Genomic DNA, 24478 nt, shown 5'->3' with positions numbered 1-24478 from the left:
AAATTCGATGGGGTCGGCCGCGTGCCGCGCGGCCGGCGTTACATCAGCGGGCCCGGATCAAAAGAGCCCGTGCAGTGCCCAGTACAGGCCGGCCGACAGTGCGATCGATGCGGGCAGCGTCAGCACCCATGCGAGCACGAGATTGCGCACCGTGTCCCAGCGCAGGCCCGCGCCGCTCGCCGTCATCGTGCCGGCCACGCCCGACGCGAGCACGTGCGTCGTCGATACCGGCAGCCCGTATGCATCGGCCATCCCGATCGTCAGCATCGCGACGGCCTCGGCCGACGCGCCCTGCCCGTACGTGAGATGCGACTTGCCGATCTTCTCGCCGACCGTCACGACGATCCGCTTCCAGCCGACCATCGTGCCGAGGCCAAGCGCGATCGCGACCGCGACCTTCACCCAGGTCGGGATGAATTTGGTCGCGCGGTCCATCTGCTTCTTGAACGCGTCGAGCACGCTCGCGTCCTCGACCGAGAACGCCGGCGCCTTCGCCTTCTCCATCAGGCGGATCGCCTCGGACGCGACGTACATGTTGTTGCGCACGTTGTCGACGAGGTTCTGCGGCACGCTCGAGATGCCGCCGGCCTGCGCGACCTGGTCGGCGATCGTGTCGGTGAGCTTGCCCAGCGCGGGGAGCGTCGCGGGCGTCAGCTTGTGCGTGCGCACGTACGCCTCGACGTCGGCGCGCGGGTCGGCGGACTGCACCGCGGGGGCCGTGTACTTGCCGAGCGTCGTCGACGCGTGGCGCGCAACCGCGACGAACGTGCTCGTCTGGTCCGGCGTCACGGCCTTGTTCAGTGCATACGCGGTCGGCATCACGCCGATCAGGATCAGCATGATCAGGCCCATGCCCTTCTGCCCGTCGTTCGAACCGTGCGCGAACGACACGCCCGTGCAGGTGAGGATCAGCAGCAGGCGAATCCAGAACGGCGGCGGCTTGTTGCCCTTCGGCTCCTGGTACAGCGCCGGCACGCGCACGAGCGCCTTCAGCAGCAGGAGCACCAGTGCGGACAGCACGAAGCCGATCAGCGGCGAGAACAGCAGCGCCTTGCCGACGCCGAGCGCCTGGTTCCAGTCGACGCCGCTCGTGCCCGACGGGCCGCTGACGATCTGGTTCATCAGGCCGACGCCGACGATCGACCCGACGAGCGTATGCGAGCTCGACGACGGCAACCCGAAATACCAGGTCGCGAGGTTCCACGTGACGGCCGCGATCAGCAGCGAGAACACCATCGCGAAGCCCGAGCCGCTGCCGACCTGCAGGATCAGCTCGACGGGCAGCAACTGCAGGATGCCGAACGCGACGGCGCCGCTCGATACGAGCACGCCGAACAGGTTCCAGAGGCCCGACCAGACGACTGCCAGGTGCGGGTCGAGCGAATGCGTGTAGATGACGGTCGCGACCGCGTTCGCGGTGTCGTGGAAGCCGTTCACGAACTCGAAGCCGAGCGCGATCAGCAGCGCCACGACGAGCAGCACGAACGGCAGGACCGAACTTTCCTTGACCGGGCTGAGATCCGCGCTCAGGTGGATCGCGATATAGACGATGCCGCAGGCAATGATCAGAAAAAACAGCGCGAAGCTGAGGGTGCGCGTGCGCTGACTGGCCGCGCCGCTGGTTTCCGTTGCCGCGAGATTCGGCATGAAGGTGGCTCCGGATAGGTGACTCGGTGTCGCAGGCTATCGGGCGGTCGTGACGCAAATGTGACGTGTCACTTACAGGACATTAACAAGTCGTCGCCCGGCATCCGGACGGCCGCCTCGCGGGCTCCCAACTCCCCTGCGCGAATTTGCGGATCGCGGGAATAAAACCGTCGTCGCGCCGGTATGGCACGCGAAGGCGCCGGTTTATTCCAGGACGATCCGGCCGTCCCGTTTCGTCATACGATTGCGAGGCTCCCATGTCTTCATCGAATCCCACCCGCCCGTCGCGCCGCAAGGCCCTGCAATGCATGGCCTTCGGCGGCCTCGGCACGCTGTTTACGCTGTCGGGCGGCATCCTGACGCCGTTCGACCTCGCGCTCGCGCAGGCCGGCGACGCACTCCCGGCCGGTGCGGGCCGGCCGCTGTTCGTGCAGATCAGCGACTCGCACATCGGCTTCAACAAGGAAGCCAATCCCGACGTGTCGGCCACGCTGCGGCAGACGATCGACCTCGTGAACCAGATGCCCGCGATGCCCGCGCTGGCCATCCATACCGGCGACATCACGCACCTGTCCAAGCCCGAGGAATTCGACCACGCGTCGCAACTGCTGTCGGCGCTGCGCATACCGGAACTGCACACGGTGCCCGGCGAGCACGACGTCACCGACGGTTCGGGCGCCGAATATTTCAGCCGGTTCGGCAAGGCGTCGAACAACCGCGGTTATTACAGCTTCGATCACTCGGGCGTGCACTTCATCGGCCTCGTCAACGTGATGCATTTCAAACCGAACGGACTCGGCAGCTTCGGCGACGACCAGCTTGCATGGCTCGAGCAGGATCTGAAGGGCCGCTCGTCGAGCACGCCGATCGTCGTGTTCTCGCACATGCCGATGTGGACCATCTACGAACCGTGGGGATGGGGCACCGGCGACGCGCCGCAGACGATGGCGCTGCTGCGCCGCTTCGGCTCGGTCACCGTGCTGAACGGGCATATCCACCAGATCGTGTCGAAGGTCGAGGGCAACATCACGTTCCATACCGCACGCTCGACCGCGTTCCCGCAGCCGACGGCCGGCAACGGCCCGGGCCCCGTGCCGCTCACGGTGCCGCGCGACCGGCTGCCGTCGATGCTCGGCTTGACGACCGTCGAATTCGCCGGCCATCCCGCCGCATCGACGCTGCATGACGCGACGCTCGCCTGACCCATACGCAAGGAGACCGACATGACCCGTTTCAAGCAACCGACAATCATCGCGGCGCTGATCCTGTGCGCGGCCGCCGCCGGCACCCCGCTCACCGCGTTCGCGCAGGGCCCGGACGGCCCGCTCGTGACGATCCACAATTTCATGTTTTCGCCGATGTCGACCACGATCAAGGCCGGCACGACCGTCACGTGGAAAAACCTCGACGGGGAGCCGCACACCGTCGTCAACGACGCCGGCATCTTTCACTCGTCGGCGCTCGACCAGGGCGACACGTACTCGTTCCGCTTCGACAAGCCGGGCGTCTACAAGGTGTTCTGCGGGATTCATCCGTACATGAAGGAGACGATCACCGTCGAATGACGCGGCCTCCCGTGAAACGCGCGGACGAACCGCGGGCGGCGGCCGCCTACAATGAGCCCCGTCCCATTCGCCCGCGTGGCAGACGGAGCCGCCCATGCCCAGGATCGATATCAGCGCCGTGCCCGAACGCCCGGGCAGCGGTTATCCGAAGCCATTCGACGCGCCGTGCGCGCAGCGCATCCGCCAGCGCGTCGGCGACGCCGGCGGGCTGCGCGATTTCGGCGTCAACCTGATGCGCGTGCCGCCGGGCGGCTGGTCGAGCCAGCGCCACTGGCATTCCGACGAAGACGAATTCGTCTACGTGCTCGAAGGCGAACTCGTGATGATCGAGGACGGCGGCGAGACCGTGCTGCGCGCGGGCGACTGCGCGGCGTTTCCGAAAGGCTCGGGCAACGGCCATCATCTGGTCAACCGGTCGGATATGGTCGCCGTCTATCTCGAGGTCGGCTCGCGCTCGCCGGACGACGTGATCACCTGCCCGGACATCGACATGATGAGCCCGAGCCGCGACGGCCGGTTCCTGCACAAGGACGGCACGCCGTACCCGGACGCCTGACGCCTGACGCCTGACGCCTGACGCCTGACGCGAATCCTCGCACGTATGGCGCGGCGGGCATTGCCGCGCCGCCGATCGCCTACACTGAATCGAACTGTTCGGATCCGACCCACCGTCACACGCAGCGAGGCAAGCCATGACCGCGAGCCAGCCGGCACGAATGGACCTCCCCGGGCAAGTCGTGCTCGTGCTCCAGGGCGGCGGCGCACTGGGTGCGTTCCAGCTCGGCGTCTTTCAGGCGATGGACGAAGCCGGCATCCGGCCCGACTGGGTGGTCGGCACGTCGATCGGCGCGATCAACGCGGCGCTGATCGCCGGAAATCCGCCGGAACAGCGCTACGAGAAGCTGCTGGCGTTCTGGCAGCGCGTGACCGAACGGACCCGTTTCGACGTCCCCGCGCTGCTGCCCGGCTGGGACCGGACGCTGGCCGAGATGATGATCATCGGCGGCGGCATCGCGGGATTCTTCCAGCCCAATCCGGCGTCGTGGTTCGGGCCGATGGTCCGCCTCGGCGTCGATCGCGCGTCGTATTACCGGATCGCGCCGCTGCGCGACACGCTCGCATCGCTGATCGATCCCGGTCTGCTGAACGCGGGCCACCCGCGCCTGACCGTCAGCGCGGTCAATGCGTGCACGGGTGCGATGCGCTATTTCGATTCGCGCGATACGCAACTGGGGATCGACCACATCATGAGTTCGGGCGCGCTGCCGCCCGCGTTCCCGGCGATCCGGATCGACGGCGAGCCGTACTGGGATGGCGGCGTGTATTCGAATACGCCGGTCGAGGTCGTGCTCGACGACAATCCGCGCCGCAGCTCGATCATCTTCTCGGTGCAGGTGTGGAATCCGGCCGGCCCCGAGCCCGAGAGCATCTGGCAGGTGTCGGAACGGCAGAAGGACATCCAGTATGCGAGCCGCACCGACAGTCACATCGCGCGCCAGCAGCAGATTCACCGGCTGCGCCACGTGATCCGCGAACTGGCCCGGCACGTGCCGGAAGCCGAACGCGCGTCGCCGGCCGTGCGCCGGCTCGCCGCGTGGGGATGCGAGACCACGATGCACCTGATCAAGCTCGCGGCGCCGCGACTCGCCGGCGACAATCAGTTGAAGGACATCGATTTCACGCCGGGCGGCATCGCAGCCCGCCGGCAGGCCGGCTATGACGCCGCGAAACGGGCGATCGCGGCCCGTCCGTGGGACCAGCCGACGGATCCGACGGAAGGCCTGACGGTATTCGACCCGGACGCACCGGCGGTCGCTGAAAAACCGGCATGATGCGCGACGGCGCACCGCGCGCCGATTGCGACGGTGCGATCAGGTGCGCGCAGCCCTGAGGTAGGCGCGGCCGGCGTCGCTCACCTCGACCGCCGCGACGCCACCGGGCACATGGTGCCGGGCCACGTAACCGCGCGCGCAGGTTTCGATGTCGATGTGCGGATAGACGCCGCACCGGCTGTCGTGATGTTCATGGATGCACTCCTGGCAATCCCTTCATCCTGAACCGCGGGCACCCGACCGGGAAATGAATTTATCTGGTCGATTCCTGCATTTTCCTGCTCGATCCATCGTCGCCGCGGATATCGCCCGCACGCTCACTGCCCCGCCGTGCGTATGCCCGGCGCGGTTCCAGCAACGACCGGACACGACTGCGGCAACGCCTGGCCGAACAGCACGGCCAGCCCGCAAGCCGACGTGAACATGCCGAGATTGTCGTGCCCGACGCCCGGCACTTCGACGACCTGCTGCGCGAGATCGTCCGGATGCCGCTTCTTCAGGTAATCGAAATACGCGAGCCCGCGCGCGAGCCGGTACGGGCCCTGAGCCATCGCCGCGCACGAGCGGTCGATGAAATGCGTGTACGGGTTCGTGTCGGCCTGCCCGAGCAGGTACACGACATGGCGCGCGACGTAGCGCGTTTCGAGTTCGCGCACGTCCTGCGACGCGACGTAAGGCGGCGCCGACTTCAGCCCGTATTTCCATTGCGTCGCGCGCGGGCAGGCGCCGCCTGCGATTGCGCCGGCGTCCGGCCGTTCGTCGTCGAAATACAGGTAGCTCGACGGGTTCGCCACCACGTAGCGCACGACGATGCCGGCCTGCGCCAGCGCGTCGCCTTCGTGCCCGGCCACCGCGTAGCGCTGCAGCAACTGCGCGCCGGCGGAATGACCGATCACGACCACGGTCGACAACGCCGGGTACAGGCTGCGATCGGCGAAATGCGCGAGCAACGCGTCGAGCGCGGCGAACGAACTGACCGGGCCCGGCTGGCGCGCCGGTTCGCCGCCCTTCCATCCTTCCTGGGTCCAGGCCAGCGTTTGCGCGGGCAGCGAGAACGCACGCGTATCGGCGCGCGTCAGGAACTGCGGGGCGACGACCATCGTGCCCTGCCCGGCCGCGCCGGCCTTCCCGACGACCTTGAGCCCCGACGCGTAGTACGCATCGGCATTCCGGAGCGTGCCGTGAATCACGATGAAGACGCGCGTGATGTCGGGCGCGGCCTTGTCGAGCGGATGGTCGGCGTAGACGGGCAGCATCGCGCTGCCCTGCGGCGTAGCGACGGTCACGCGCTGGTCGGCGACGGCCTTGACCGGGGCCTCGAGACGTTCGCGCTGCGTGGCGGCATCGGCCGGACGCGCGCCGCCCAGCACACCGATTGCGGCACAGGCTGCCGCGAGCGGAATCGCGTATGACAGGGTTCGGGCGGCCGGCAGCACGCGCGACAGCCGGATTCTTGCAAAGGCGACGGAAATGAGTGACATGGCGACGGACCGGGTTGCGGGTATGACTTTAACGGCGATGGTCGCAGAATCCGTCTCGCGCTGCCGACCGGTTGCGGAAAGCGGTTCAGTCGGCCGGTTCGGCACCACGTTCGGCATCGACGCGGACTTCACCCGAAGCACGCTGCATCCGGCGCACGATCGCGGCCAGTTCGCCGATATGCGCGGTCACCGCCTGCTTGCCCGCACGCGCCCATGCATCGAACGACGTCATCCCGCTCACCGCGCCGACAAACGGCACACCGGCGCGCTCGGCCGCCTGCGCGTCCACCGCATGGTCGCCCACGTAGATCGCCGCGGCGGCCGGCAAGCCCAGCCGCGCCAGCGCCAGTTCGATCCCTTCCGGATCCGGCTTGTGACGCTGCACGTCTTCTCCGCCGATCAGCACGTCGACCAGCGACTGCAATCCGTTCAACGCGAGGATTGCGTCGATCCGGTAACGAAACTTCGACGAAACGATCGCGACCGCGAGACCCTGCTCGCGCAGACGCGCGAGCAGCGGCGGGACTTCGGGGTAGATGCGCGTGCCGTCCACCATGATTTCGTCGGCGCGCGCCACGAAGTGCCGCGCGAACGCGTCGGCCCGCGCCGGGTCGGTTTCGCCTGTCAACGAACGGAACATCTCGTGCAGCGGCAGCCCGATCACGGCGCCGATCTGCGCAGACGTCGCGCCGGCGACGCCAAGTTGTTGCAACGCGTACTCCGTGCATTCGATGATCGCGGCGGACGAATCCGCCAGCGTCAGATCGAAGTCGAATATGACGGCCCGAACTGACATGAAAGATCTCCTCAAACAAGAAAGGCCCGCGCGCGACGCACAGACAGTTTCACAGCATAGGCAAAGAGGTCAGCGAACGGTTGCATATCGAGGTGCAGACGTCAGTACCGCAGCACGTGCGAAACACCACGTGGACACCTCCAGCGCATGTTGTCACAATAATGCACGCCGTATATAGCTGCATGTAGTGCATTAAATGGCATTGTCTCCCGAGCAATTTGACATCTACGGCAGGCCTGACGTCATGCGAAGCCTTCGATGTTCAAGGCTCACCACTGAAACGCTATCGCACATCATCATGAATGCAAGCCAACTCTTTCAACAAGCCACTGAAATCGTCAGCAATTGCGCCTTCTGTTTTGTAGCTTCGAACGATGCGTCCGGTCAGATCAACTCCAGGGTCGTCGAGGTGCTGGAGATCGGGCAGGACCTCACGATTCGTTTCATGACCGATTCGAGAACGCGCAAGGCGCTGGAGATTCGCCAAGGGAAGACGATCAGTCTGTCCTTCCTCAGCATGGCTGACCGAGGATACGTGACGATCGGGACCGTCCCGACAGTCTCCGCGGAAACTGCGCTGAAGCAACGCATCTGGAAAGAATCGCTGCGCTCCTGGTTCCCCAACGGGCCGGACGATCCTTATGTGGTGACCGTTACTTGTGAGCCCGCCTGGGTTGAACTGTGGTCGCGCATGCGGGGGATTGCGCCTGATCCGCTGGGCCTCAACTCGGTTCGTCTGACTCGGACGGATGGCGGCTGGCACGCCCGGCATACGTTCCCGACCGATGGCGAACCATTGCATCCTTGACCGCCCTCCCGACGCGGCGAGCTACGCGCCTTCATTACCAATCATGTTCCCGTGATGCCGCAACAGGCGGCCATGCATGTCTTGACGCCCGGGGTTCCTCAATGGCTTGCCTACACCTGTCCGTCACAGGTGCTGCCGAGGCTTGCGCCAAACGGCAAGGCAGTATTGGAACTGTATGCACCCGCAACGGGAATCCACTCCGCATCCCAATGGACGAGCGCGATGACGCAGGCCGCAGTCGGCGACTATCTCAACGCGATACAGGCCCATCTTCCCGGCCTTTGCTTCGAAGACATCCGTGTATCGGATCCGCAGGATTTCGCGCGGACGCCATCTATACGAGGGGGCGCTCTACGGCATTGCGCCAGGCACCACGCCTGACAAGTTCTTTCCGCATCGGACAGGGCTGCGCGGCCTCTATCTCGGAGGACAAACAACGTTCCCGGGATATGGCGTACCCACGGCGATTCTCTCCGGCGTCCAGGCCGCGGAAGCGGCAGTACAGGACATACGCGCGCATGCGCGAGTTGCGCGTTGCATGACTTCGGGCAGGTCGATCCAGTGAAGCGGAAAGCTTGAGCAGTATCGTCATCCGGGCGTTTTCAAACGATCCGGGAGATTTAGTGACAGCCCGCACACTCATGCTCGTCAGCACCGGATACCTGTTTCGCATCGGCGCGCCGCCTCTCGCACCCACGTTCGGCGCTTCGCTCCCGGCTGCCATGTCCGGCTGTCATGTCCGGATGGCGTACCCGCGCGATCCGGCACGATGCGCAGTGCCGAATGAAGCTGTTGTATCGTAACGGCTTCCGATATTCCCGTGATGTGTCGGATGACTCCGCTCTATCGCGATCCAGCCTTCTATCAGTTGCTTGCCGACAGCCATGCTCAATTGCTCGGTCGCCCGCTCGTGCCGACAACCGTTCCCGAGAATGACGCAACCGAGTGGCTCTATGAGTTCGCCCCGTTTGCAGTGCTCGCACACAACACCGACCCCGATCCGCTCTTTATTTATGCGAACAAGGCTGCACAGCGCCGATTCGGATATAGCTGGGATGAAATCACCCGACTTCCGTCCCGGTTCTCTGCCGAAGCGCCGAATCGCGAGGAACGGCAGCAATTCCTCTCACGCGTGCAGCGGCTTGGTTGCGAGACCGGATACAGAGGAGTTCGCATCACGAAATCCGGCCAGCGCTTCATGATCGAGGAAGCAACCCTGTGGCAACTTCTCGACACGGACGGCAGATTGCACGGACAGGCAGTCGTCATTCCCCGTACATGTGACATCTGATTGCATTCCCCGCGGTCCGCGCGACACAACGCAGCGACACAACGCAAAACCGGAATTGATTGCGCCCCCGACCGGAGAAGGAGCACCTGCGGCAATCATGCGTGCAGCGCCGGACCACCCGGCGCATCGTGATCGATGGTCAGTTCTGGCCCCGTAGCACACGCCGGCCAACCGCCCGCGACGATAGCGAATCGCCTCGGTCGATAGCTATCAACCCCATTGCCAGCAGTGCTTTCAAACATATCGTCAAATCCCGATATAAGATTCGCCCATCGACGATACCCGTCTGCCCGACCGAAACACCTGCTCCATCCATGCCGACCGAACTCGACATCGACGCGATCCTGAAAGCGCTCTCGAACCCCGTGCGCCGGGAGATCCTCGTCTGGCTGAAAACGCCGGGCGAGTACTTCCCGGCACAGACGCTGCCGCACGAACAAGGCGTCTGCGCGGGCCAGATCGACGCGCGCTGCGGGCTGTCGCAGTCGACCGTCTCCGCGCACCTCGCGACGCTGGAGCGCGCGGGGCTCGTCACGTCGACACGGATCGGCCAGTGGGCGTTCTTCCGGCGCAACGAGGCCGTCATCGACGCATTTCACGACGCTTTGCGCCGCGATCTCTAATCAACCGGCCGTATCGGCCATGCGGGCCCGCGTTGCACATGACGCGACGGTGCGCCCGCCTTTCGTGAAGAGGTTATCTGCCATGCCCACGCTGTTCGACCCCGTTACCCTCGGCGACCTGACCCTGCCGAACCGCATTGTGATGGCGCCGCTCACCCGCTCCCGCGCGGGCTCGACGCGCGTGCCGAACGCACTGATGGCGCGTTATTACGCCGAGCGTGCATCGGCCGGCCTGATCATTACCGAAGCCACGTCGGTCACGCCGCAGGGTGTCGGCTACGCGGACACGCCCGGCATCTGGTCCGACGAGCAGGTCGAGGGCTGGAAGCGCGTGACGCAGGCCGTGCACGCGGCCGGCGGGCGCATCGTGCTGCAACTGTGGCACGTGGGCCGGATCTCCGATCCGATGTTCCTGAACGGCGACCTGCCGGTCGCGCCGAGCGCGATCGCCGCGGGCGGCAACGTGAGCCTCGTGCGTCCGCAGCGTCCGTTCGTGACGCCGCGCGCGCTCGAACTCGACGAGATTCCGGGCATCGTCGCCGCGTACCGCAAGGGTGCCGAGAACGCGAAGGCGGCCGGCTTCGACGGCGTCGAGATCCACGGCGCGAACGGCTACCTGCTCGACCAGTTCCTGCAGGACAGCACCAATCGCCGCACCGACGTGTACGGCGGCCCGATCGAGAACCGCGCGCGCCTGCTGCTCGAAGTGGTCGACGCTGCGATCGACGTGTGGGGCGCCGGCCGCGTCGGCGTCCACCTCGCGCCGCGCGGCGACGCGCACACGATGGGCGATTCCGATCCGGCAGCGACGTTCGGTTATGTCGCGCGCGAGCTCGGCCGCCGCAAGATCGCGTTCATCTTCACGCGCGAATCGTATTCGGGCGACCATTTGAGCCCGCGCCTGAAGGAAGCGTTCGGCGGCCCGCTGATCGCGAACGAGCAGTTCACGTTCGACACCGCGCAGGCCGCACTCGCGGACGGCAACGCCGACGCGATTGCCTGGGGCAAGCTGTTCATCGCGAACCCCGACCTGCCGCGCCGCCTCGAACTCGGCGCGCCGCTCAACAAGCCGGTGCCGGAAACGTTCTACGCGGAAGGCGAAACGGGCTATACGGACTACCCGGCGCTGAGCGACGCGGCCTGACGGCCGGGCAGCACGTGTTCAGGCGCGCACGTCCGCGCGCATGAACACGCGCTGCGTTTCGTCGAGCCCGCGCTCGACGTGGTGCGCGCGGATCGCGCGCAGCGTGTCGTCGAGTGCGGCCTCGTCGACGATCCGGAAACCGAGGCGCGCGTAGTACGGCGCATTCCACGGTGCATCGCGGAACGTCGACAGCACGACCTGTGCGATGTGCTCCTGCGCCGCGCGCGCGGTCACCTGTTCGATCAGGCGCGCGCCGATCCGCTGTCCGGCATGCGACGGCGCGACATCCAGTTCCTCCAGATAAAGCCGCTGCGCATCGAGCAGCCGGTAGAACGCAAACCCGACGCACACGCCCTGCGAGTCGACCGCAACATACGCGCGACCGCCGTCGATGCGCGCGAGCACGTCGGACGCATCGGTCGGCTCGGCGTCCGCAATATCGGTCATGCCGATCTCGCGAAACCGCTGCGCGGCGGCGACTTCCACAGCGGCCATCGCGGTCGCGTCTTCCCGCGTGGCGGGGCGAATCAGGATCGATGCGGACATGAAGGCAATTCAGGCAGGCAGTCTGGAACGGCCGTCACTATAATCGAAACCTCATACGTTTCGAACGCCCCACCCCCGAGGTCCGTCATGACGTTGTCCGCACTCGCCGTCTTCGCCTTCGCCCTGCTCGTCACCTCCGGCACGCCCGGCCCGAGCGTCGCCGCGCTCGTCTCGCGTGTGCTGACGAACGGCGTGCGAGACGTGCTGCCGTTCCTCGCGGCCATGTGGCTCGGCGAAGCGCTGTGGCTCACGCTCGCGGTCGCCGGGCTGTCCGCGTTCACGCGCACGTTCGCGGCGGGCCTGATCGTGCTGAAGCTGCTCGGCGTCGCGTACCTGCTGTTCCTCGCGTGGAAGATGTGGACCGCGCCGACCGACACGCGTGCGGACGACCTGCCGCGCGGCCAGTCGCCGTGGCGCATGTTCGTCGCCGGCATTCTGGTAACGCTCGGCAATCCGAAGATCATGGTGTTCTATCTTGCGCTGCTGCCGACCATCGTCGACCTCACGCACGTCGGCGTGACGGCCTGGGCCGAGCTGGTCGGCACGATGCTCGCGATCCTGATCGCCACCGACTGCGTCTGGTCGCTGCTCGCGTCGCGGGCACGGGCTTTCCTGACGTCGGTGCGCGCGAAGCGGATCGCGAACCGCACGAGCGCGGCGGCGATGGCCGGTGCGGCAGTGGCGATCGCGACGCGCTGAGCAATTTAGCGGAGTCGAAAGCCAGGGCCGCACGTCAGCGCATCAGGCACTGCACCGAAATGCGTGTCTTTGTTACGAAGTCCCGATCAGCACGTCCGCAGGGATATGCAACCCAGCATGCAGCTTGCGGATCATGGCAAGGCTCAGTGCCCGCCGGCCAGCCAGCACCTCGTACACGCGATTGCTGTTTCCAATGTACGGCCGCATGTCAGGAACCGACAGCTCTGCCTGCTCCATTCGAAACTTGATCGCATCGATCGGATTCGGTGCCTTCAATGGGAAGTGCTCGCTTTCGTAGCGCTCGATCAGGATCGCCAGAATCTCCAGTTCGTCGCCTTCCGGCGTGCCAGGCGCCGGATCGGCATCGACAAGCGCGGACACTACCTTCAACGCGGCATCGTAGTCAGCCTCGGTTCGAATCGGGTGAATGTTCATTTCGTTACTCCATGTCCACGGTTGCTGCATCCACCTTGTCGTATTCCGCATGCGTGCCAACAAACTTCACGTACACCACGCCGATCTGGTGGGCCACCGCAACGATCAGCCGAAAGTCGTTGCCCTTGATGTTGAAGACCACACGATTCCGACCGACGAAGCTGGCGCTAGCGTACTGATCCTTGATGTGCTGCGGGGTCTTCCAATCGGCCTTCGACGCTTCCGCATGCCACGCGAGCAATGCCTGCTCGGCCTGCACATGGCGCTCGATGAAGTTGAGCAGGGTTCTTTTGGCGACAATTCGCATGGGTATAATCCTAGTCCCAATTTGGGACTTGTGCAACTAGTGAAAGGTGCGCGTTGTCTGCAACCGAATCGAATCGTTCCGCTGCTCCGCGTTTCAGCGAGCGCCCAGCGGCCTGGCCATTGCGCCAATTCAATCAGTTCGTGCACCGAAACAGTCGACTCGAGGGTCTCCTGGATTTCCTTGAACGCGCCGTAACAGGCGTTGCATTGCGTCATGCACAGCGCGCATGGCAAAACGGGAATTCTAGCGATGACGAGAGATATCGACGAACCCGCCGGACTCCTCAAACCTGATTGCGTAGCATTCAAACGACCCGACACCCTCCACTTCACAACCGCGAATCTTTCCGCGCATGCGCACCTGTCGCCCGATTATTCGTTATGAAGTGTGGCGAACAAGCCAGATCGCAGGCAGAACGCTCGCAGTGCCACAACACGGAACTCGTTCCAGCACCACTGCATCGCGCTCAATAATGTGCGTTGTGACGTGCAACGGATATCGTCCGACGCATCGACGATTGGGTCACGGCAGAGCGAGGTCGGCAAAGGCGCCTCTGTACACGGCTGCGGATTTTCGTCACGATACGCCGCATCGTGATGGCGATCTGCCAACGCCCTGCTCCGGGAACCATACACAATGAAAACCTGGCTATCGGCTGTCCTGCTCTGCCTGTCCGCAACCGTCGCACACGCGGCCGGCGTCAAGTTCGTCCGGATCCCGGCCGATGCCGGCGGCCCCGAACTGAAGGCCATCGTGTGGACGCCCTGCGCGGACGCCGCGCAGGCCCTCACGGTCGGCCCTTACGAGTTGAAAGGGAAGCGCGATTGTCCGACCGTCGGCGACAAACTGCCGCTCGTCGTGATCTCGCACGGCCACGGCGGCACGTTCCTCGACCACCACGACCTCCCTGAAACGCTCGCCGACGCGGGCTTCGTGGTCGCGGCGATCAATCATCCGGGCGACACGTTCTCCGACATGAGCCACGCGGCCGACATTCAGGAGTTCGTCGAACGCCCCGTCGACATCAAGCGCCTGGTCGACTACATGCTGGGCAATGCATCCGACGCCGCGCGAATCGATCCCGCACGGATCGGCTTCTTCGGCTTCTCGCGCGGCGGCTATACCGGTCTGGTGCTGGCCGGCGGCAATCCGGATTACGTGCATGCGCAGGTCGCGTGCACGGACCCGACCTTGCTGATCTGCCGGCAGATTCGCGACCGCGACCTTGTCCTCCCGCCACTGACGCACGACCCGCGCATCAAGGCCTACGTGCTGGCCGATCCGCTCGACGAATTCCCGACCGCCGACACGGTGAAGGAAGTTCATGCCCCGATCCAGCTCTGGGCGTCGGAGGAAGGCGGCGACGGCGTCGAGCCGGCCACCCTCCCCGCGCTGGCCGGCCTGTTGCCGCAGCGGCCGGAATTCCACGTCGTGCGGCATGCCGCACATTTCGCGTTCGTCGCACCCTGCTCCGACGCATTGAAACAAAAGGCGCCGCGCGTGTGCGTCGACGCCGGTGAATTCGATCGCGTCGCCTTTCACCAGGCATTCGACGCAAAGGCGCTCGCGTTCTTCAGCGCCAATCTCCGCTAGCAGCGAAACGCCTTGCGCCACACACCCGACGCCGGCGCATGGTCGTTGCACGCGATCAGCGCGCGCACCAGCGCCCAGTCGTCGTCATCGCAGAAATCGAGCAGCATCGCGCCGTACGGGCCTGGCTGCTCGCGCAATCGTTCGGCCAGCCGCGCATGGATGCCTTGAACGCGACCGTCGCCATGTGCAACCACCGACGGATTCGCGCCCATCCCGGTCCCGCTGCAGAAATTGAGCGCCCAGCGGCCGCTATCCGGCAATGGCAGGTGCGTCAGCAGTGTGTCGATCGCGCGCCACTTCCAGCCGATCGACGCGGCAACGGGCACGCGATACTCGTCCTGGATCACGAACGCACCATCGGGATGATCGATCGAAAACGTCGCGTTGTCGGGCCACGCGGTCAGGTCGATGCCGAGCGGCCGGCCGCTGCGAAAGCGCCGCAGCAGCACGACCGCGCCGCGCACGTCGGCGAGCGCGGGCAGCGTACCGCCGGCATGCCAGCGCAGCCGCGGGTGCCGCGCGCGATGCGCGTCAAACGTCGCATCGAAACCGCGCGTGCACGCGTGCGCCGGCCACTCGTCCTTCACCGACATCACGATGCATTCGCGCGGATGCGCATCGAGAAAGCTTGTGCAGGTTGCCAGCACGTCGTCGAAGGTCATGCCGAGCGCGATGCCGCCGTGATGGATGTCGAACGCATCGCGCACGTGCCGGCAGCGAATATCGAGCAGCCGCACACCATGCGCGAGCTGCGCGTCGAGTGGCGCGCGCTGCGTGCGCACTAGCCCATCGTCGACCGTATACGCACAGGTGTCATGGCTGCCCGGTAAGGTCAGCGTATGCAGCAGCCGCGCATCGTCGAGCGCCGACATCCAGTCGGCAGGCGGCATGCACGTATCGTGGTTCGAAGGAATCATCAATCAATGAATGACAAGGAAAGAAAACCGTGGGTGACGGCGTCGGATGTCGCGGCGCGTGCCGGTGTATCGCGCTCCGCGGTATCGCGTGCATTCTCGCCGACCGCGAGCATCGCGCCGCAAACACGCGAACGCGTGATGGTCGCCGCGCGTGCGCTGGGCTACCAGGTCAACCTGATCGCGCGCGACATGATCACGCAGCGCAGCAGCATGATCGGTGTCGTGACGGCCGGTTTCGAGAACCCGTTCCGCGCGCGGCTGCTGTCGGACCTGATGGCCGCGCTCGGACAGCGCGGGCTCACGCCGCTCGTGACCAATGCGGAAGATCCGCGCCAGGTCCGGCAATCGCTCGAACAGCTGCTCAGCTACCGGATCGCGGGCCTCGTGATGACGTCCGCGTCGCCACCGCTGTCGGTGGCGCAACAGTATCTCGAACACCGGATTCCCGTCGTGATGATCAACCGCGAGGCGAACCTGCCGGGCGCGGATGTCGTCGTCAGCGACAACGCGGCGGGCGCCGTCCATGCGGCGCAGCGGCTCGTGCGGGCCGGCGCGCGCCGGCTCGCGTTCGTCGGGCCGCGCGGCGCGAGCTATAGCGCGCAGTCGCGCGCCGCGGCGTTCGAGCAGGCGATCGGGCGCGGCGACGCGTTCGACGCGACGCTTGCGCGGGTACTCGACACGCCGTCCGACACGCATGCAAGCGGGATCGACGCCGCGCGGCAGCTGTTCGCGGCCGGCGAGCGACCTGACGGCGTGTTCTGTTCGTCCGACCTGCTCGCGCTCGGCGTGATCGACGTCGCGCGCAGCGAATTCGGGTTGCGCGTGCCGGACGACCTGCGCGTGATCGGCTTCGACGACATCCCGGCCGCCGACTACGATGCGTATCGGCTGACGACGCTCCGGCAGGACACGCGCAGCCTCGCACACGCGGCGATCGACCTGCTTGCCGACCGGATGCAGACGTTCGACGGCCCGTCGCGCACACGCGTCGTGCCGGTGACGCAGGTGGTGCGGCATAGCTGCGCGTGACAACGTGAAATGGAGCGCGGCGTCGCCGCGCGTCACTTCAGCCCGCCCGCGAATCCGCGCAACAGGTAACGCTGCACATAACCGGCCACGGCCAGCGTGGGCAGCGACGCCATCAGGCCCGCGCTCATCAGGTCGCCCCAGTCGATGCCGTTCTCCGTCACGTAGCCGGCGATCGCGAGCGGCAGCGTGAAGCGGCTCGGCGTCGACACGAACAGCAGCGCGATCAGGAACTCGTTCCACGCGGCGATGAACACGAAGATCGCGGTCGCGATCAGCCCCGGCGCGCACAGCGGCAGCACGATCTGCACGAGCCGCCGCGCGAGCCCCGCACCGTCGATGCACGCCGCCTCTTCATACTCGACGGGCACGTCGCGCACGAACGCGAGCAGCATCCAGATCGCCATCGGCAATGCGTAGATCTGGTACGCGAGCATCAGGCCGAGCGTCGAATCGAGCAGGTGCAAGCGCTTCGCGAGCGCGAACAGCGGCACCGCGATCGTGATCGGCGGCATCAGCTTCAACGCGAGCACGAGCACCAGGAACAACAGGTCGAGCCGCGCCGGAAACCGCAGCCGCACGAGCGCATACGCGGCCGGAAACGCGAGCGCCAGCGCGAGCAGCGTCGTGCCGAACCCGACCAGCAGCGAATTGAAAAGCGGTGCGCCGATGCCGTTGGACCACACCGACGCAAAATGCTCGAAAGTCGGCGCGGCCGGCCAGATCCGCAACGGATGATCGAGGCGCTCGAGCGTCGGCATGAAGGCCGCGCCGGCCATCCACAGGCACGGCAGCAGCAACAGCGCGAGCGCTGCAACGCGCAGCGCCCACGGCATCGCGCGACCGAATGCGGCGCCCGTTCGCGCGCGAGTGATGCCCGCGGGTTGCGCCGTCATGCGCGCCGCTTGCGAACCGTCTGCCATACATACCCCGAGACCAGCAGCGCGGACGCCGCAAGCATCAGCACCGACGCGGCACTCGCCGGCCCGACGTTGAAGAAGCGGAAGCCCGTGTCGTAGATATAGGTCGACAGCGTCTGCGTGGCGTTGCCGGGGCCACCGCCCGTCAGCGCATAGACCTTGTCGAACAGCTTGAACGTGTCGATCGAGCGCAGCAGCAGCGCGAGGCCGATCTGCGGCGCCGCGAGCGGCAGCGTGATGTCGCGCAGGCACTGCCACTCGCTCGCGCCGTCGGTGCGCGCGGCTTCGTACAGCTCCTGTGGAATCGACTGGAGCCCGGCCAGCACGATCAGGAACGCCATCGGCGTCCACTGCCACACGTCGACGAGCGCGAGCGACCACAGCGCGAGATGCGGATCGGACAGCCAGCGCACGCCTTCGATGCCGAACGTCGCGAGCAGCGCGTTCAGGAAACCGTCGAAGTTGAGCCAGTTGCGCCAGATCGCCGAGCACACGAGCGTGGACAGCATCATCGGCAGGATCGCGAGCGGCAGCGCGATGCGCCGCCCCGGAAACGCGCGCACGAACAGCAGCGCGAGGCCGAAGCCGAGCGCGACCTCGGCGAGCGAGGCCACGATCGTGAAGCGCAGCGTGTTGCCGAAGCCGGCCGTGAACGCGTCGTCGCCGAGCACCGCGCGATAGTTCGCGAGCCCCGCGAACGCACGGCGGCCGGCCGCATAGTCGACCTGGCAGAACGAATCGATCAGCACCTGCGCGACCGGATACAGCGCGAGCGCGGCGAGCACCAGCAGCGCGGGCCCGAGCAGCGCGACGAACGGCAAACTGCGGCCGAGGGCTTTCATGCGCGGGTTCCGGGCGGCGAGTCGAGGCGGGCCGTCACTTGCCGGCCGTGGCCATCGCCTGCGCGATCTTCTGCTGCGCCTGGCGCAGCGCCGCGTCGGGCGCCGCCTGCCCGGTCAGTGCGAGCTGAAGCTGGTCGCCGAGAATGCTCTCGACCTGCTGCCAGTCCTTCACCCGCGGCCGCGCACGGCCGGCCTCGAGCGCCTTCAGCTGATCGGGATACCAGCGGTACTGGCGCACCAGCGCCGGATCGGTGAACACGCTGCGGCGGGTCGGCGGAATGCCGATGCCGGCGAGGCGCGTCTGCGTGTCGCGGTTGGTCAGGTACGCCAGGAAGTCCTGCGCGAGCTTCGCGTGCGGCGCGTCCTTCGGAATGCCCATCTGCCAGATGCCGAGCATCGGCGCCGGGCCCGCGGTCTGCCCGGGCGGCGGTTGCAGCGCGATCTGCCCGACCACGCGCGACTGCTTCGGATCGTCGAGCGCCGGCACCCACGCGGGCCATACTTCGATCGACTGCGCGGCCGTGCCGCGCTGCAGCGCATCGCGCACTTCCGCCGCGCCGTACACGTCGACGTCCTTCGGCGCGGACGCCTTCAGCGCGAGGAAGGTCTTCAGCGCGGCCTGCGCCTCGCGCGAATCGATCGTCACGTTGCCGGCATGGTCGAACACGTCGCCGCCGTAGGCCCACAGGATCGGCAGGAAGCCCGTCACGACCGGGTTGCCCTTGGTGCCGCGAAACACCACGCCCGACACGCTCTTGTCCGCGCCGCCGACGGTCTGCGCGATCTTCAGCACGTCGTCCCAGTTGCGCGGCGGCTGCAGCTTGTACTTCGCGAGCAGATCCTTGCGGTACGCGAACATCTCGACGTTGCCGACGATCGGCAGCGCGTACAGTGCACCCGCCGCGTTGCGGCCGAGCGCGACGGTAGACGGCACGAGGTCGGCGTCCGCGAGCGACGCGGGCAGCGGCTTCAGCCAGCCGTTGCCGATGAATTCGGGCGCCCAGGTGTCGTCCATCATCACGAGGTCGTACGCGCCGGTGCCTTCGCGCATCGACAGCTTGAGCTTCTGGTACAGGTTCGCGTTCGGCAGCTTGAGCAGCTCGATCTCGGTGCCCGGGTGCAGTTTGTTGAAGCCGGCGACGGCGTCGGCCAGCCCCTTGCCGTAAATGTCGTCGCGGCCTGCGATGACGAGATCCGCGGCAACGGCGTGCGACGCGGCGAAGGACAGCGCAAGGGCGGCGGACAGCGCGCGCAGGCGGCTCAGCAAGGTCATGGGGTCTCTCTCGTTCGGCGTGGTGGCGGGACGGCCAGGCGTTGCACACGTGTGCAACACGAGTGACGCTGCTGGCCGCCTGAAGCGAACGCCATTGTTCACGCCGATCGTTAAGAATTTATGGCACCCGGCGGAACAGGCGGCCGCCGTGCCCGGCCGCCCCGGCCCCGCCTTCCCGGCCAGACCTCCCCGGCCGGATCAGAAGTTCACGCGGATCCCGGCCATCACCGCCAGCTGCCGGCTCGAGTTGCTGTTCGCGAGCACCGGGATTTGCGCGTAGTTCACCGCGTTGCCGTTCGCGTCGGTGCCGAGCCCCGTCCCGCTCGCGATCTGGCCGATCGCGACCGCATACAGCGCCGTGCGCTTCGACAGGCTGTAGTTCGTGCCGACGTTCACCTGGTGGAAACGCGTCGTGCCGCGCCCATCGGTATGCGCGGCGTTGAAGATGTACGCGACGCCGCCCTGCAGCGCGGGCGTGAACATGTACGTGACGTTCAGCTCGCCGATGTCGAACGTGAACGCCTGCGTGCGCGGCTGCGCGGTGGTCGAGAAGTAGCGGCTGTCGCCGAGGCGCGTATGCGTGTAGGTGAGCGCGACCGTCGCCGCGCCGAGCGTCAGCGAGCCGCCCGCGCCGAACGCGCGCATCGAGCCGGCGTCCTGCAGCAGGCAGTACATCGCGCCCGGGTTGCTGCACGCGAAATCGCCGATATAGCCGCTCGCGCCGCCGAGTGCCGCGTCGAGCGGCTGGTGCAGGTCGAGATAACCGACCGAGAACGCCACCGGCGCGCGCGTGTACGTCGCGGCCACCGAATAACCGCGCTTCGCGGAAAAGTCGCCGGCCTGCCCGCCGAAGCTGAACGTGCCGCCGACCGTGAGGCCGTTGAAATCGGCGCTCGTGAACTTCACCGCGTTGTTGAAGTTGAACGCGGCATTCAGGTTGTCGACGTCGCCGAGATGCGAGCCATACGGCGTCGCCCAGTTGTTGCTCGACACATACGCGCCGAGCATGTCCGTGTACGAATCGTATTGGCGGCCGAGGCCGAGCGTGCCGATCGTGTCCTTGCGCAGCCCGACCCACGCCTGCCGGCTGAACGCGGTGCCGCCCTGCAGCGCCTGCCCGTTCGCGGACAGGAACTGCTGCTCGAGGTTGAACACCGCGTCGAGCCCGCCGCCGAGCGGCTCGGCGCCCTGGAACCCGAAACGGGACGGCACGAGGTTGCCGCCGCCCATCTGCCACGCATGGCCGCCGCCCGTGCTGCCGTCGGCGCGCGTGAACTGCTGGTTCGTCGAGTAGATGATGCCGGTGTCCACCGTGCCGTACAGCGTCACGCTGCCCGAAGTCTGCGCGTGTGCGTGCATGCAACCCAGCGTGGCCGCGGCTGCGGCCAGTCGTCGTCCGATCTTCATGTCCCGCCCTTTGTGATGATCGATTCGCAGTGCAAATCGATGGTGTTGTCGATATGGGTGACAGGACTCTATCCAGCGAAAATTCAGGACCTCTATCGCAAATCGGCAAACGGTGGAATGTGCGACGCGCGACGCGGCCCGGCGGCTGCGTCGCGGTGCACGTGCGTCATGCGGGACGCGTCGTCTGGGAAGGCAGTTCGCCGAACAGGTCGCGATACTCGCGCGCGAAATAACCGAGATGCGTGAACCCCCAGCTCGCGGCGGCCTCGCCGACGCCGAGCTGCTGCACGGAGGTCGTGCGCAGCATGCGCCGCACCGCGTTCAGCCGGATCGTGCGCAGATAACCGACGGGCGTGACGTCGGCCACGCGTTGAAAGCTGGTTTGCAGCGTGCGGCGGCTGCAGCGCAGCGCGCGGCACAGTTCGAGCACGGTGACGGGTTCTTCGGGCCGGTCGCGCAGATGCTTCTCGCAGCGGCTCACGATGTCGCTGTAAGTGGCGTGCGTGATGTCGCGGCGCTCGACGCCGATGCCCTGTTCGAGCGCATCGAGAAACATGCCGAGCATCGCGTCGCGGAACATCTTGCGGGTGGCCGCGTACTCGAGGTGACCGGGGTTGCGCTGCGCATCGTCGATCAGCGACGACAACCGCACGCCGAGCGCGACGCCCTGCGCATCGGACAGCCGCGTCACGTGCCGCAGCTTGCGCGCGCCGGCCGCGCCGAATTCGGCCTCGCACAGCTCGTCGACCATGTCGGAGGCCGCGCTGATCCCGACGAGCCCCATCCCTTCCGGCGTGTGGAATTCGAAATCCTCGCCGGCGCGCAGCGCGAGCAGCGCATAACCGTCGACCGGCTGGCCCTGGAAGGTGCCGGCGAGCGGCACGGACAGCGGCACCGCGAGTGACGTGCGCCCGGCCGGTGCGAGCCCGGTTTGCGCGACGCGCCGGTTGGTCGTTTCGCGGAAGAAGTGGAAATCGTCGTACAGCACCTGCGTGACCGTGCCCTTGAAGCGGCCCGGCGTCATCTGGCGGTAGACCTGATGCCAGCCCGCGATCGCGAGCCCGTGATCGTGCACGTCTTCGTGTGAGCGAGACTGGAACAACATCGGCGCCTCCGGTGAAACCCTGATTCCTGGATGCGGCCGTGGCGTTCGCCCGGCCGCAACGCCACAGCTTACCCGCGCAAAAACCTGTGCAGTGCGGTTTCGAACGCAAGACAGGCCGCCGACAGCGCGGCGGCCTGCTCGCCGGTCAGGCGGACATAACGGCGAAACGACGGCATCCGGTTCACGATCTCGCTGCCGCCGAACGGCACGATCGCGAGTGTCCAGCGGCCGTCGCGCGCGTCGATCGCGCAGTCGGTCAGGTGCAGCGGCCGCAGCGCGTCGGCCAGCGACGGCTCGGCGACCAGCGCCGCCACCGTGTCGACGAATCCGGGGTCACATCCGGGCACGAGCATCGCGTCGATGCCGGTGCGGCGCAGCCAGCCGGTCTGCCGCACGCGGGCGCTGCCCTGCGCGGCCGGGCCGCAGGCGGTCGCCGTCACCTTCACGCTGACCGTATGCATCAGGAACTGGCGCTCGACGCGCTCCTCGACGCTCACGCGCACGCCGTTCGGCAGCCGCGCCGTCGGGCTGCCGACACCGTCGGCATCGTGCGCGGCGTGCAGATCGGCGAGCACGCGCGCGGCAATCGCGCCGGGCCGATGGCCGGGCGGCGGCGCATCGGGCGCCGCGCGCCACCGGGCGAGCGCGGCCTTCACGACGCGACGTGCTCGTTGCGCAGCACTTCCTCGACCGGCACCGGCTTGAACGGATGCCGGCGCTGCACGACCAGCGTCCAGAACAGCGCGTACAGCGCGGTGAGCCCGAGCATCGCGCCGAACGGCACGTAGATGTCGCGCGCGTTCATGCCGGGCGGCGTGATGTACCAGATCGCGAGCACGATACCGACGCTCGACACGATCTGCGGCAGCGGGAACAGCGGCGAACGGTACGGGCGCGGCAGGTCCGGGCGGCGGATGCGCAGCATCACGACCGATGCGGTGACGAGCAGGTACGCGGTGCCCCACGCGCAGGTCGCGGCGAGCACGAGGTGCAGGATGCTGTCGAGATTGCCGTTGATCAGCCACGCGTGAACGATCGGCACGACGGCCGCCGCGACGATGCCGACCACGGGCGTCTTGAAGCGCGGATGCAGGTACGCGAAGCAGCGCGGCAGCGCGCCGTCGATCGCCATCCCGTACAGGATGCGCGGCAGCCCGGCCATCAGCGTGTTGATCGTGGCGGCGCCCGCGAACAGGAACGCAACGCCGAACCAGATGCGGCCGAACGGGCCGAGCACCTGCAACGCGAATGCGGGAATCGCACCCGGCGTGTCGAGCAGGTGCGTGAGGCCGTCGGGGCTCACGGGCACGTTCGCAACCTGGCGGCGGATCGCCGCGCCGTACAGGAACATGCAGATCGCGACGCCGACGAGGCCGATCGTCATCGCGCGCGGGATCGTGCGGCCCGGCGCCTTCATTTCCGGCGCGAGCGGCGTGACGAACTCGCAGCCGACGAACATGAACATCGCCATCCCGACCAGCGACAGCACGGCCGGCACCGACGTGCCGACTTCCGAGCCGCCGAACCAGCCGTCGAGGTGCACGGCCGGCGCGGCCACGAGCCCGAGGATCCCGAAGATCATCAGCGACAGCCACATGCCGGCCGTCAGCACGATCTCGAGCTTGCTGAACACCTTGATACCGATGATGTTGGTGATCGCGAACGTGATCACGAGGCCGACGCCGACGAGCCACGAGCTGTTGTGCTTCTCGAATGCCGCGTTCAGCGATTCGAAATTGACGAGCGCCATGATGCCGCTCAGGATCGTTTCCGCCGTGCCGGCGAACACGTGCACGAGGAAATACGCGGAGATCGTGCCGGTGATCGCCCAGAAGCGGCCCAGCCCGCACGACAGGTAATCGTAAACCGAGCCGGCCGTCGGCAGCATCGCGGCAGCTTCGGAGAACGTGGTCGCCTGCGCCTGCATCATCACGAACGCGATGATCATCGCGACCGCGAACGCCCAGCCGCCCATCCCGAAGCCCGACGTCGCGGTGAGGATCACCGGGCTTGCCATGATGAGGCCGACGGCGCTCGCCAGCGCGGTCGGAAAACCGACCGCGCCCGCCTTCAGCGCCGTGCCGCCGCCTGCTTCGGCCGGTGAGCCGGCGGGCGTGCCGCCCGCGGCGCCGGTAACTCCTGACCATCCCGACATCTTTGTCTCCTTCCTTTGTTGACCCGAACCCGTGCTTCGTCGCCCGGGCTTCCTGTCGATCAAAAC

The 24478-nt window shown here is 66.8% G+C and carries 25 protein-coding genes; 11 read left to right on the top strand and 14 right to left on the bottom strand.

Annotated features, from left to right (window positions below; all coding sequences use genetic code 11):
• Positions 1 to 57 precede the first annotated feature (57 nt).
• Positions 58 to 1647: an inorganic phosphate transporter gene (locus ACTRWB_RS32200; RefSeq protein WP_446904247.1), complete on the bottom strand. Its 1590-nt coding sequence runs from the start codon at positions 1645 to 1647 to the stop codon at positions 58 to 60.
• Positions 1648 to 1904: 257 nt separating this feature from the next.
• Between ACTRWB_RS32200 and ACTRWB_RS32195 the strand changes: the two genes are divergently transcribed.
• From ACTRWB_RS32195 to ACTRWB_RS32180, 4 genes are all read left to right on the top strand, one after another.
• The gene (locus ACTRWB_RS32195) at positions 1905 to 2849 is read left to right on the top strand and encodes a metallophosphoesterase family protein (protein ID WP_446904246.1); all 945 of its coding nucleotides are present in this window, start codon (positions 1905 to 1907) and stop codon (positions 2847 to 2849) included.
• A 21-nt stretch (positions 2850 to 2870) separates the two neighbouring features.
• Positions 2871 to 3212, top strand: coding sequence for a plastocyanin/azurin family copper-binding protein (locus tag ACTRWB_RS32190; protein ID WP_446904245.1), 342 nt, complete (start codon positions 2871 to 2873; stop codon positions 3210 to 3212).
• Positions 3213 to 3306: 94 nt separating this feature from the next.
• Entirely contained in the window at positions 3307 to 3768 is a 462-nt protein-coding gene (locus tag ACTRWB_RS32185) for a cupin domain-containing protein (RefSeq protein ID WP_446904244.1), read from the top strand.
• A 136-nt stretch (positions 3769 to 3904) separates the two neighbouring features.
• Positions 3905 to 5044, top strand: a complete 1140-nt coding sequence (locus ACTRWB_RS32180) for a patatin-like phospholipase family protein (protein ID WP_446904243.1) — start codon at positions 3905 to 3907, stop codon at positions 5042 to 5044.
• A gap of 317 nt (positions 5045 to 5361) precedes the next feature.
• On the opposite strand, the gene ACTRWB_RS32175 is transcribed toward ACTRWB_RS32180, so the two are convergent.
• Positions 5362 to 6525, bottom strand: coding sequence for an alpha/beta hydrolase (locus ACTRWB_RS32175; RefSeq protein WP_446904242.1), 1164 nt, complete (start codon positions 6523 to 6525; stop codon positions 5362 to 5364).
• An 85-nt stretch (positions 6526 to 6610) separates the two neighbouring features.
• A complete protein-coding gene (locus ACTRWB_RS32170) occupies positions 6611 to 7321 on the bottom strand; it encodes an HAD family hydrolase (RefSeq protein WP_446904241.1) in 711 nt (236 codons plus the stop codon).
• Positions 7322 to 7517: 196 nt separating this feature from the next.
• On the opposite strand from ACTRWB_RS32170, the gene ACTRWB_RS32165 reads away from it, so the two are divergent.
• The 4 genes from ACTRWB_RS32165 to ACTRWB_RS32150 all read left to right on the top strand — a co-directional run bounded on the left by ACTRWB_RS32165 (position 7518) and on the right by ACTRWB_RS32150 (position 11187).
• Positions 7518 to 8129, top strand: a complete 612-nt coding sequence (locus ACTRWB_RS32165) for a pyridoxamine 5'-phosphate oxidase family protein (RefSeq protein WP_129515306.1) — start codon at positions 7518 to 7520, stop codon at positions 8127 to 8129.
• 832 nt (positions 8130 to 8961) lie between these two features.
• Positions 8962 to 9420 carry an MEKHLA domain-containing protein gene (locus ACTRWB_RS32160; RefSeq protein WP_446904240.1) on the top strand — a complete coding sequence of 153 codons (459 nt, stop codon included), beginning with the start codon at positions 8962 to 8964 and terminating at the stop codon, positions 9418 to 9420.
• Between the two features lie 314 nt (positions 9421 to 9734).
• Complete coding sequence (locus ACTRWB_RS32155) at positions 9735 to 10043, top strand: ArsR/SmtB family transcription factor (protein WP_129515308.1); 309 nt, start codon at positions 9735 to 9737, stop codon at positions 10041 to 10043.
• Between the two features lie 82 nt (positions 10044 to 10125).
• Complete coding sequence (locus tag ACTRWB_RS32150) at positions 10126 to 11187, top strand: alkene reductase (protein WP_446904239.1); 1062 nt, start codon at positions 10126 to 10128, stop codon at positions 11185 to 11187.
• Between the two features lie 18 nt (positions 11188 to 11205).
• Here the strand turns inward: ACTRWB_RS32150 and ACTRWB_RS32145 are convergent, their stop codons facing one another.
• Positions 11206 to 11733 (bottom strand): GNAT family N-acetyltransferase, encoded by a 528-nt coding sequence (locus ACTRWB_RS32145; protein ID WP_446904238.1) that lies wholly within the window; start codon positions 11731 to 11733, stop codon positions 11206 to 11208.
• Positions 11734 to 11820: 87 nt separating this feature from the next.
• Here ACTRWB_RS32145 and ACTRWB_RS32140 point away from each other — a divergent pair, with 87 nt between their 5' ends.
• Complete coding sequence (locus tag ACTRWB_RS32140) at positions 11821 to 12432, top strand: LysE family translocator (RefSeq protein WP_446904237.1); 612 nt, start codon at positions 11821 to 11823, stop codon at positions 12430 to 12432.
• A gap of 72 nt (positions 12433 to 12504) precedes the next feature.
• Here ACTRWB_RS32140 and ACTRWB_RS32135 read toward each other — a convergent pair whose 3' ends face one another.
• Both ACTRWB_RS32135 and ACTRWB_RS32130 read right to left on the bottom strand, forming a co-directional pair.
• A complete protein-coding gene (locus tag ACTRWB_RS32135; protein WP_446904236.1) occupies positions 12505 to 12867 on the bottom strand; it encodes a helix-turn-helix domain-containing protein in 363 nt (120 codons plus the stop codon).
• Positions 12868 to 12871: 4 nt separating this feature from the next.
• Entirely contained in the window at positions 12872 to 13174 is a 303-nt protein-coding gene (locus ACTRWB_RS32130; protein WP_446904235.1) for a type II toxin-antitoxin system HigB family toxin, read from the bottom strand.
• Between the two features lie 636 nt (positions 13175 to 13810).
• Here ACTRWB_RS32130 and ACTRWB_RS32125 point away from each other — a divergent pair.
• A complete protein-coding gene (locus ACTRWB_RS32125) occupies positions 13811 to 14767 on the top strand; it encodes an alpha/beta hydrolase family protein (RefSeq protein WP_446904234.1) in 957 nt (318 codons plus the stop codon).
• Here the strand turns inward: ACTRWB_RS32125 and ACTRWB_RS32120 are convergent.
• Positions 14764 to 15684 (bottom strand): phosphatidylinositol-specific phospholipase C, encoded by a 921-nt coding sequence (locus ACTRWB_RS32120; RefSeq protein ID WP_446904233.1) that lies wholly within the window; start codon positions 15682 to 15684, stop codon positions 14764 to 14766. The two genes, ACTRWB_RS32125 and ACTRWB_RS32120, sit on opposite strands and share 4 nt — an antisense overlap.
• Positions 15685 to 15690: 6 nt before the next feature.
• Between ACTRWB_RS32120 and ACTRWB_RS32115 the strand changes: the two genes are divergently transcribed.
• Positions 15691 to 16713 (top strand): LacI family DNA-binding transcriptional regulator, encoded by a 1023-nt coding sequence (locus tag ACTRWB_RS32115; RefSeq protein ID WP_446904232.1) that lies wholly within the window; start codon positions 15691 to 15693, stop codon positions 16711 to 16713.
• A gap of 32 nt (positions 16714 to 16745) precedes the next feature.
• Here the strand turns inward: ACTRWB_RS32115 and ACTRWB_RS32110 are convergent, their stop codons facing one another.
• The 7 genes from ACTRWB_RS32110 to ACTRWB_RS32080 form a co-directional block, all read right to left on the bottom strand.
• A complete protein-coding gene (locus ACTRWB_RS32110) occupies positions 16746 to 17606 on the bottom strand; it encodes a carbohydrate ABC transporter permease (RefSeq protein ID WP_446904231.1) in 861 nt (286 codons plus the stop codon).
• Positions 17603 to 18472, bottom strand: coding sequence for a carbohydrate ABC transporter permease (locus ACTRWB_RS32105; RefSeq protein ID WP_446904230.1), 870 nt, complete (start codon positions 18470 to 18472; stop codon positions 17603 to 17605). The genes ACTRWB_RS32110 and ACTRWB_RS32105 overlap by 4 nt, the downstream gene beginning before the upstream one ends.
• Positions 18473 to 18506: 34 nt before the next feature.
• Positions 18507 to 19745 (bottom strand): ABC transporter substrate-binding protein, encoded by a 1239-nt coding sequence (locus ACTRWB_RS32100; protein WP_446904229.1) that lies wholly within the window; start codon positions 19743 to 19745, stop codon positions 18507 to 18509.
• A gap of 198 nt (positions 19746 to 19943) precedes the next feature.
• Positions 19944 to 21152: a porin gene (locus ACTRWB_RS32095; RefSeq protein ID WP_343493911.1), complete on the bottom strand. Its 1209-nt coding sequence runs from the start codon at positions 21150 to 21152 to the stop codon at positions 19944 to 19946.
• Between the two features lie 166 nt (positions 21153 to 21318).
• Positions 21319 to 22257, bottom strand: a complete 939-nt coding sequence (locus ACTRWB_RS32090; RefSeq protein ID WP_129515320.1) for a helix-turn-helix domain-containing protein — start codon at positions 22255 to 22257, stop codon at positions 21319 to 21321.
• 68 nt (positions 22258 to 22325) lie between these two features.
• Complete coding sequence (locus tag ACTRWB_RS32085) at positions 22326 to 22913, bottom strand: DUF3156 family protein (RefSeq protein ID WP_446904228.1); 588 nt, start codon at positions 22911 to 22913, stop codon at positions 22326 to 22328.
• Positions 22910 to 24412, bottom strand: coding sequence for an APC family permease (locus ACTRWB_RS32080; RefSeq protein ID WP_129515322.1), 1503 nt, complete (start codon positions 24410 to 24412; stop codon positions 22910 to 22912). Before ACTRWB_RS32080 ends, ACTRWB_RS32085 begins: the two co-directional genes overlap by 4 nt.
• Positions 24413 to 24478 lie beyond the last annotated feature (66 nt).

Source organism: Burkholderia sp. YIM B11467 (genome assembly GCF_052952715.1).
The sequence above is the reverse complement of the archived record's forward strand: the minus strand, read 5'-3'. Positions and strand labels throughout refer to the sequence as shown.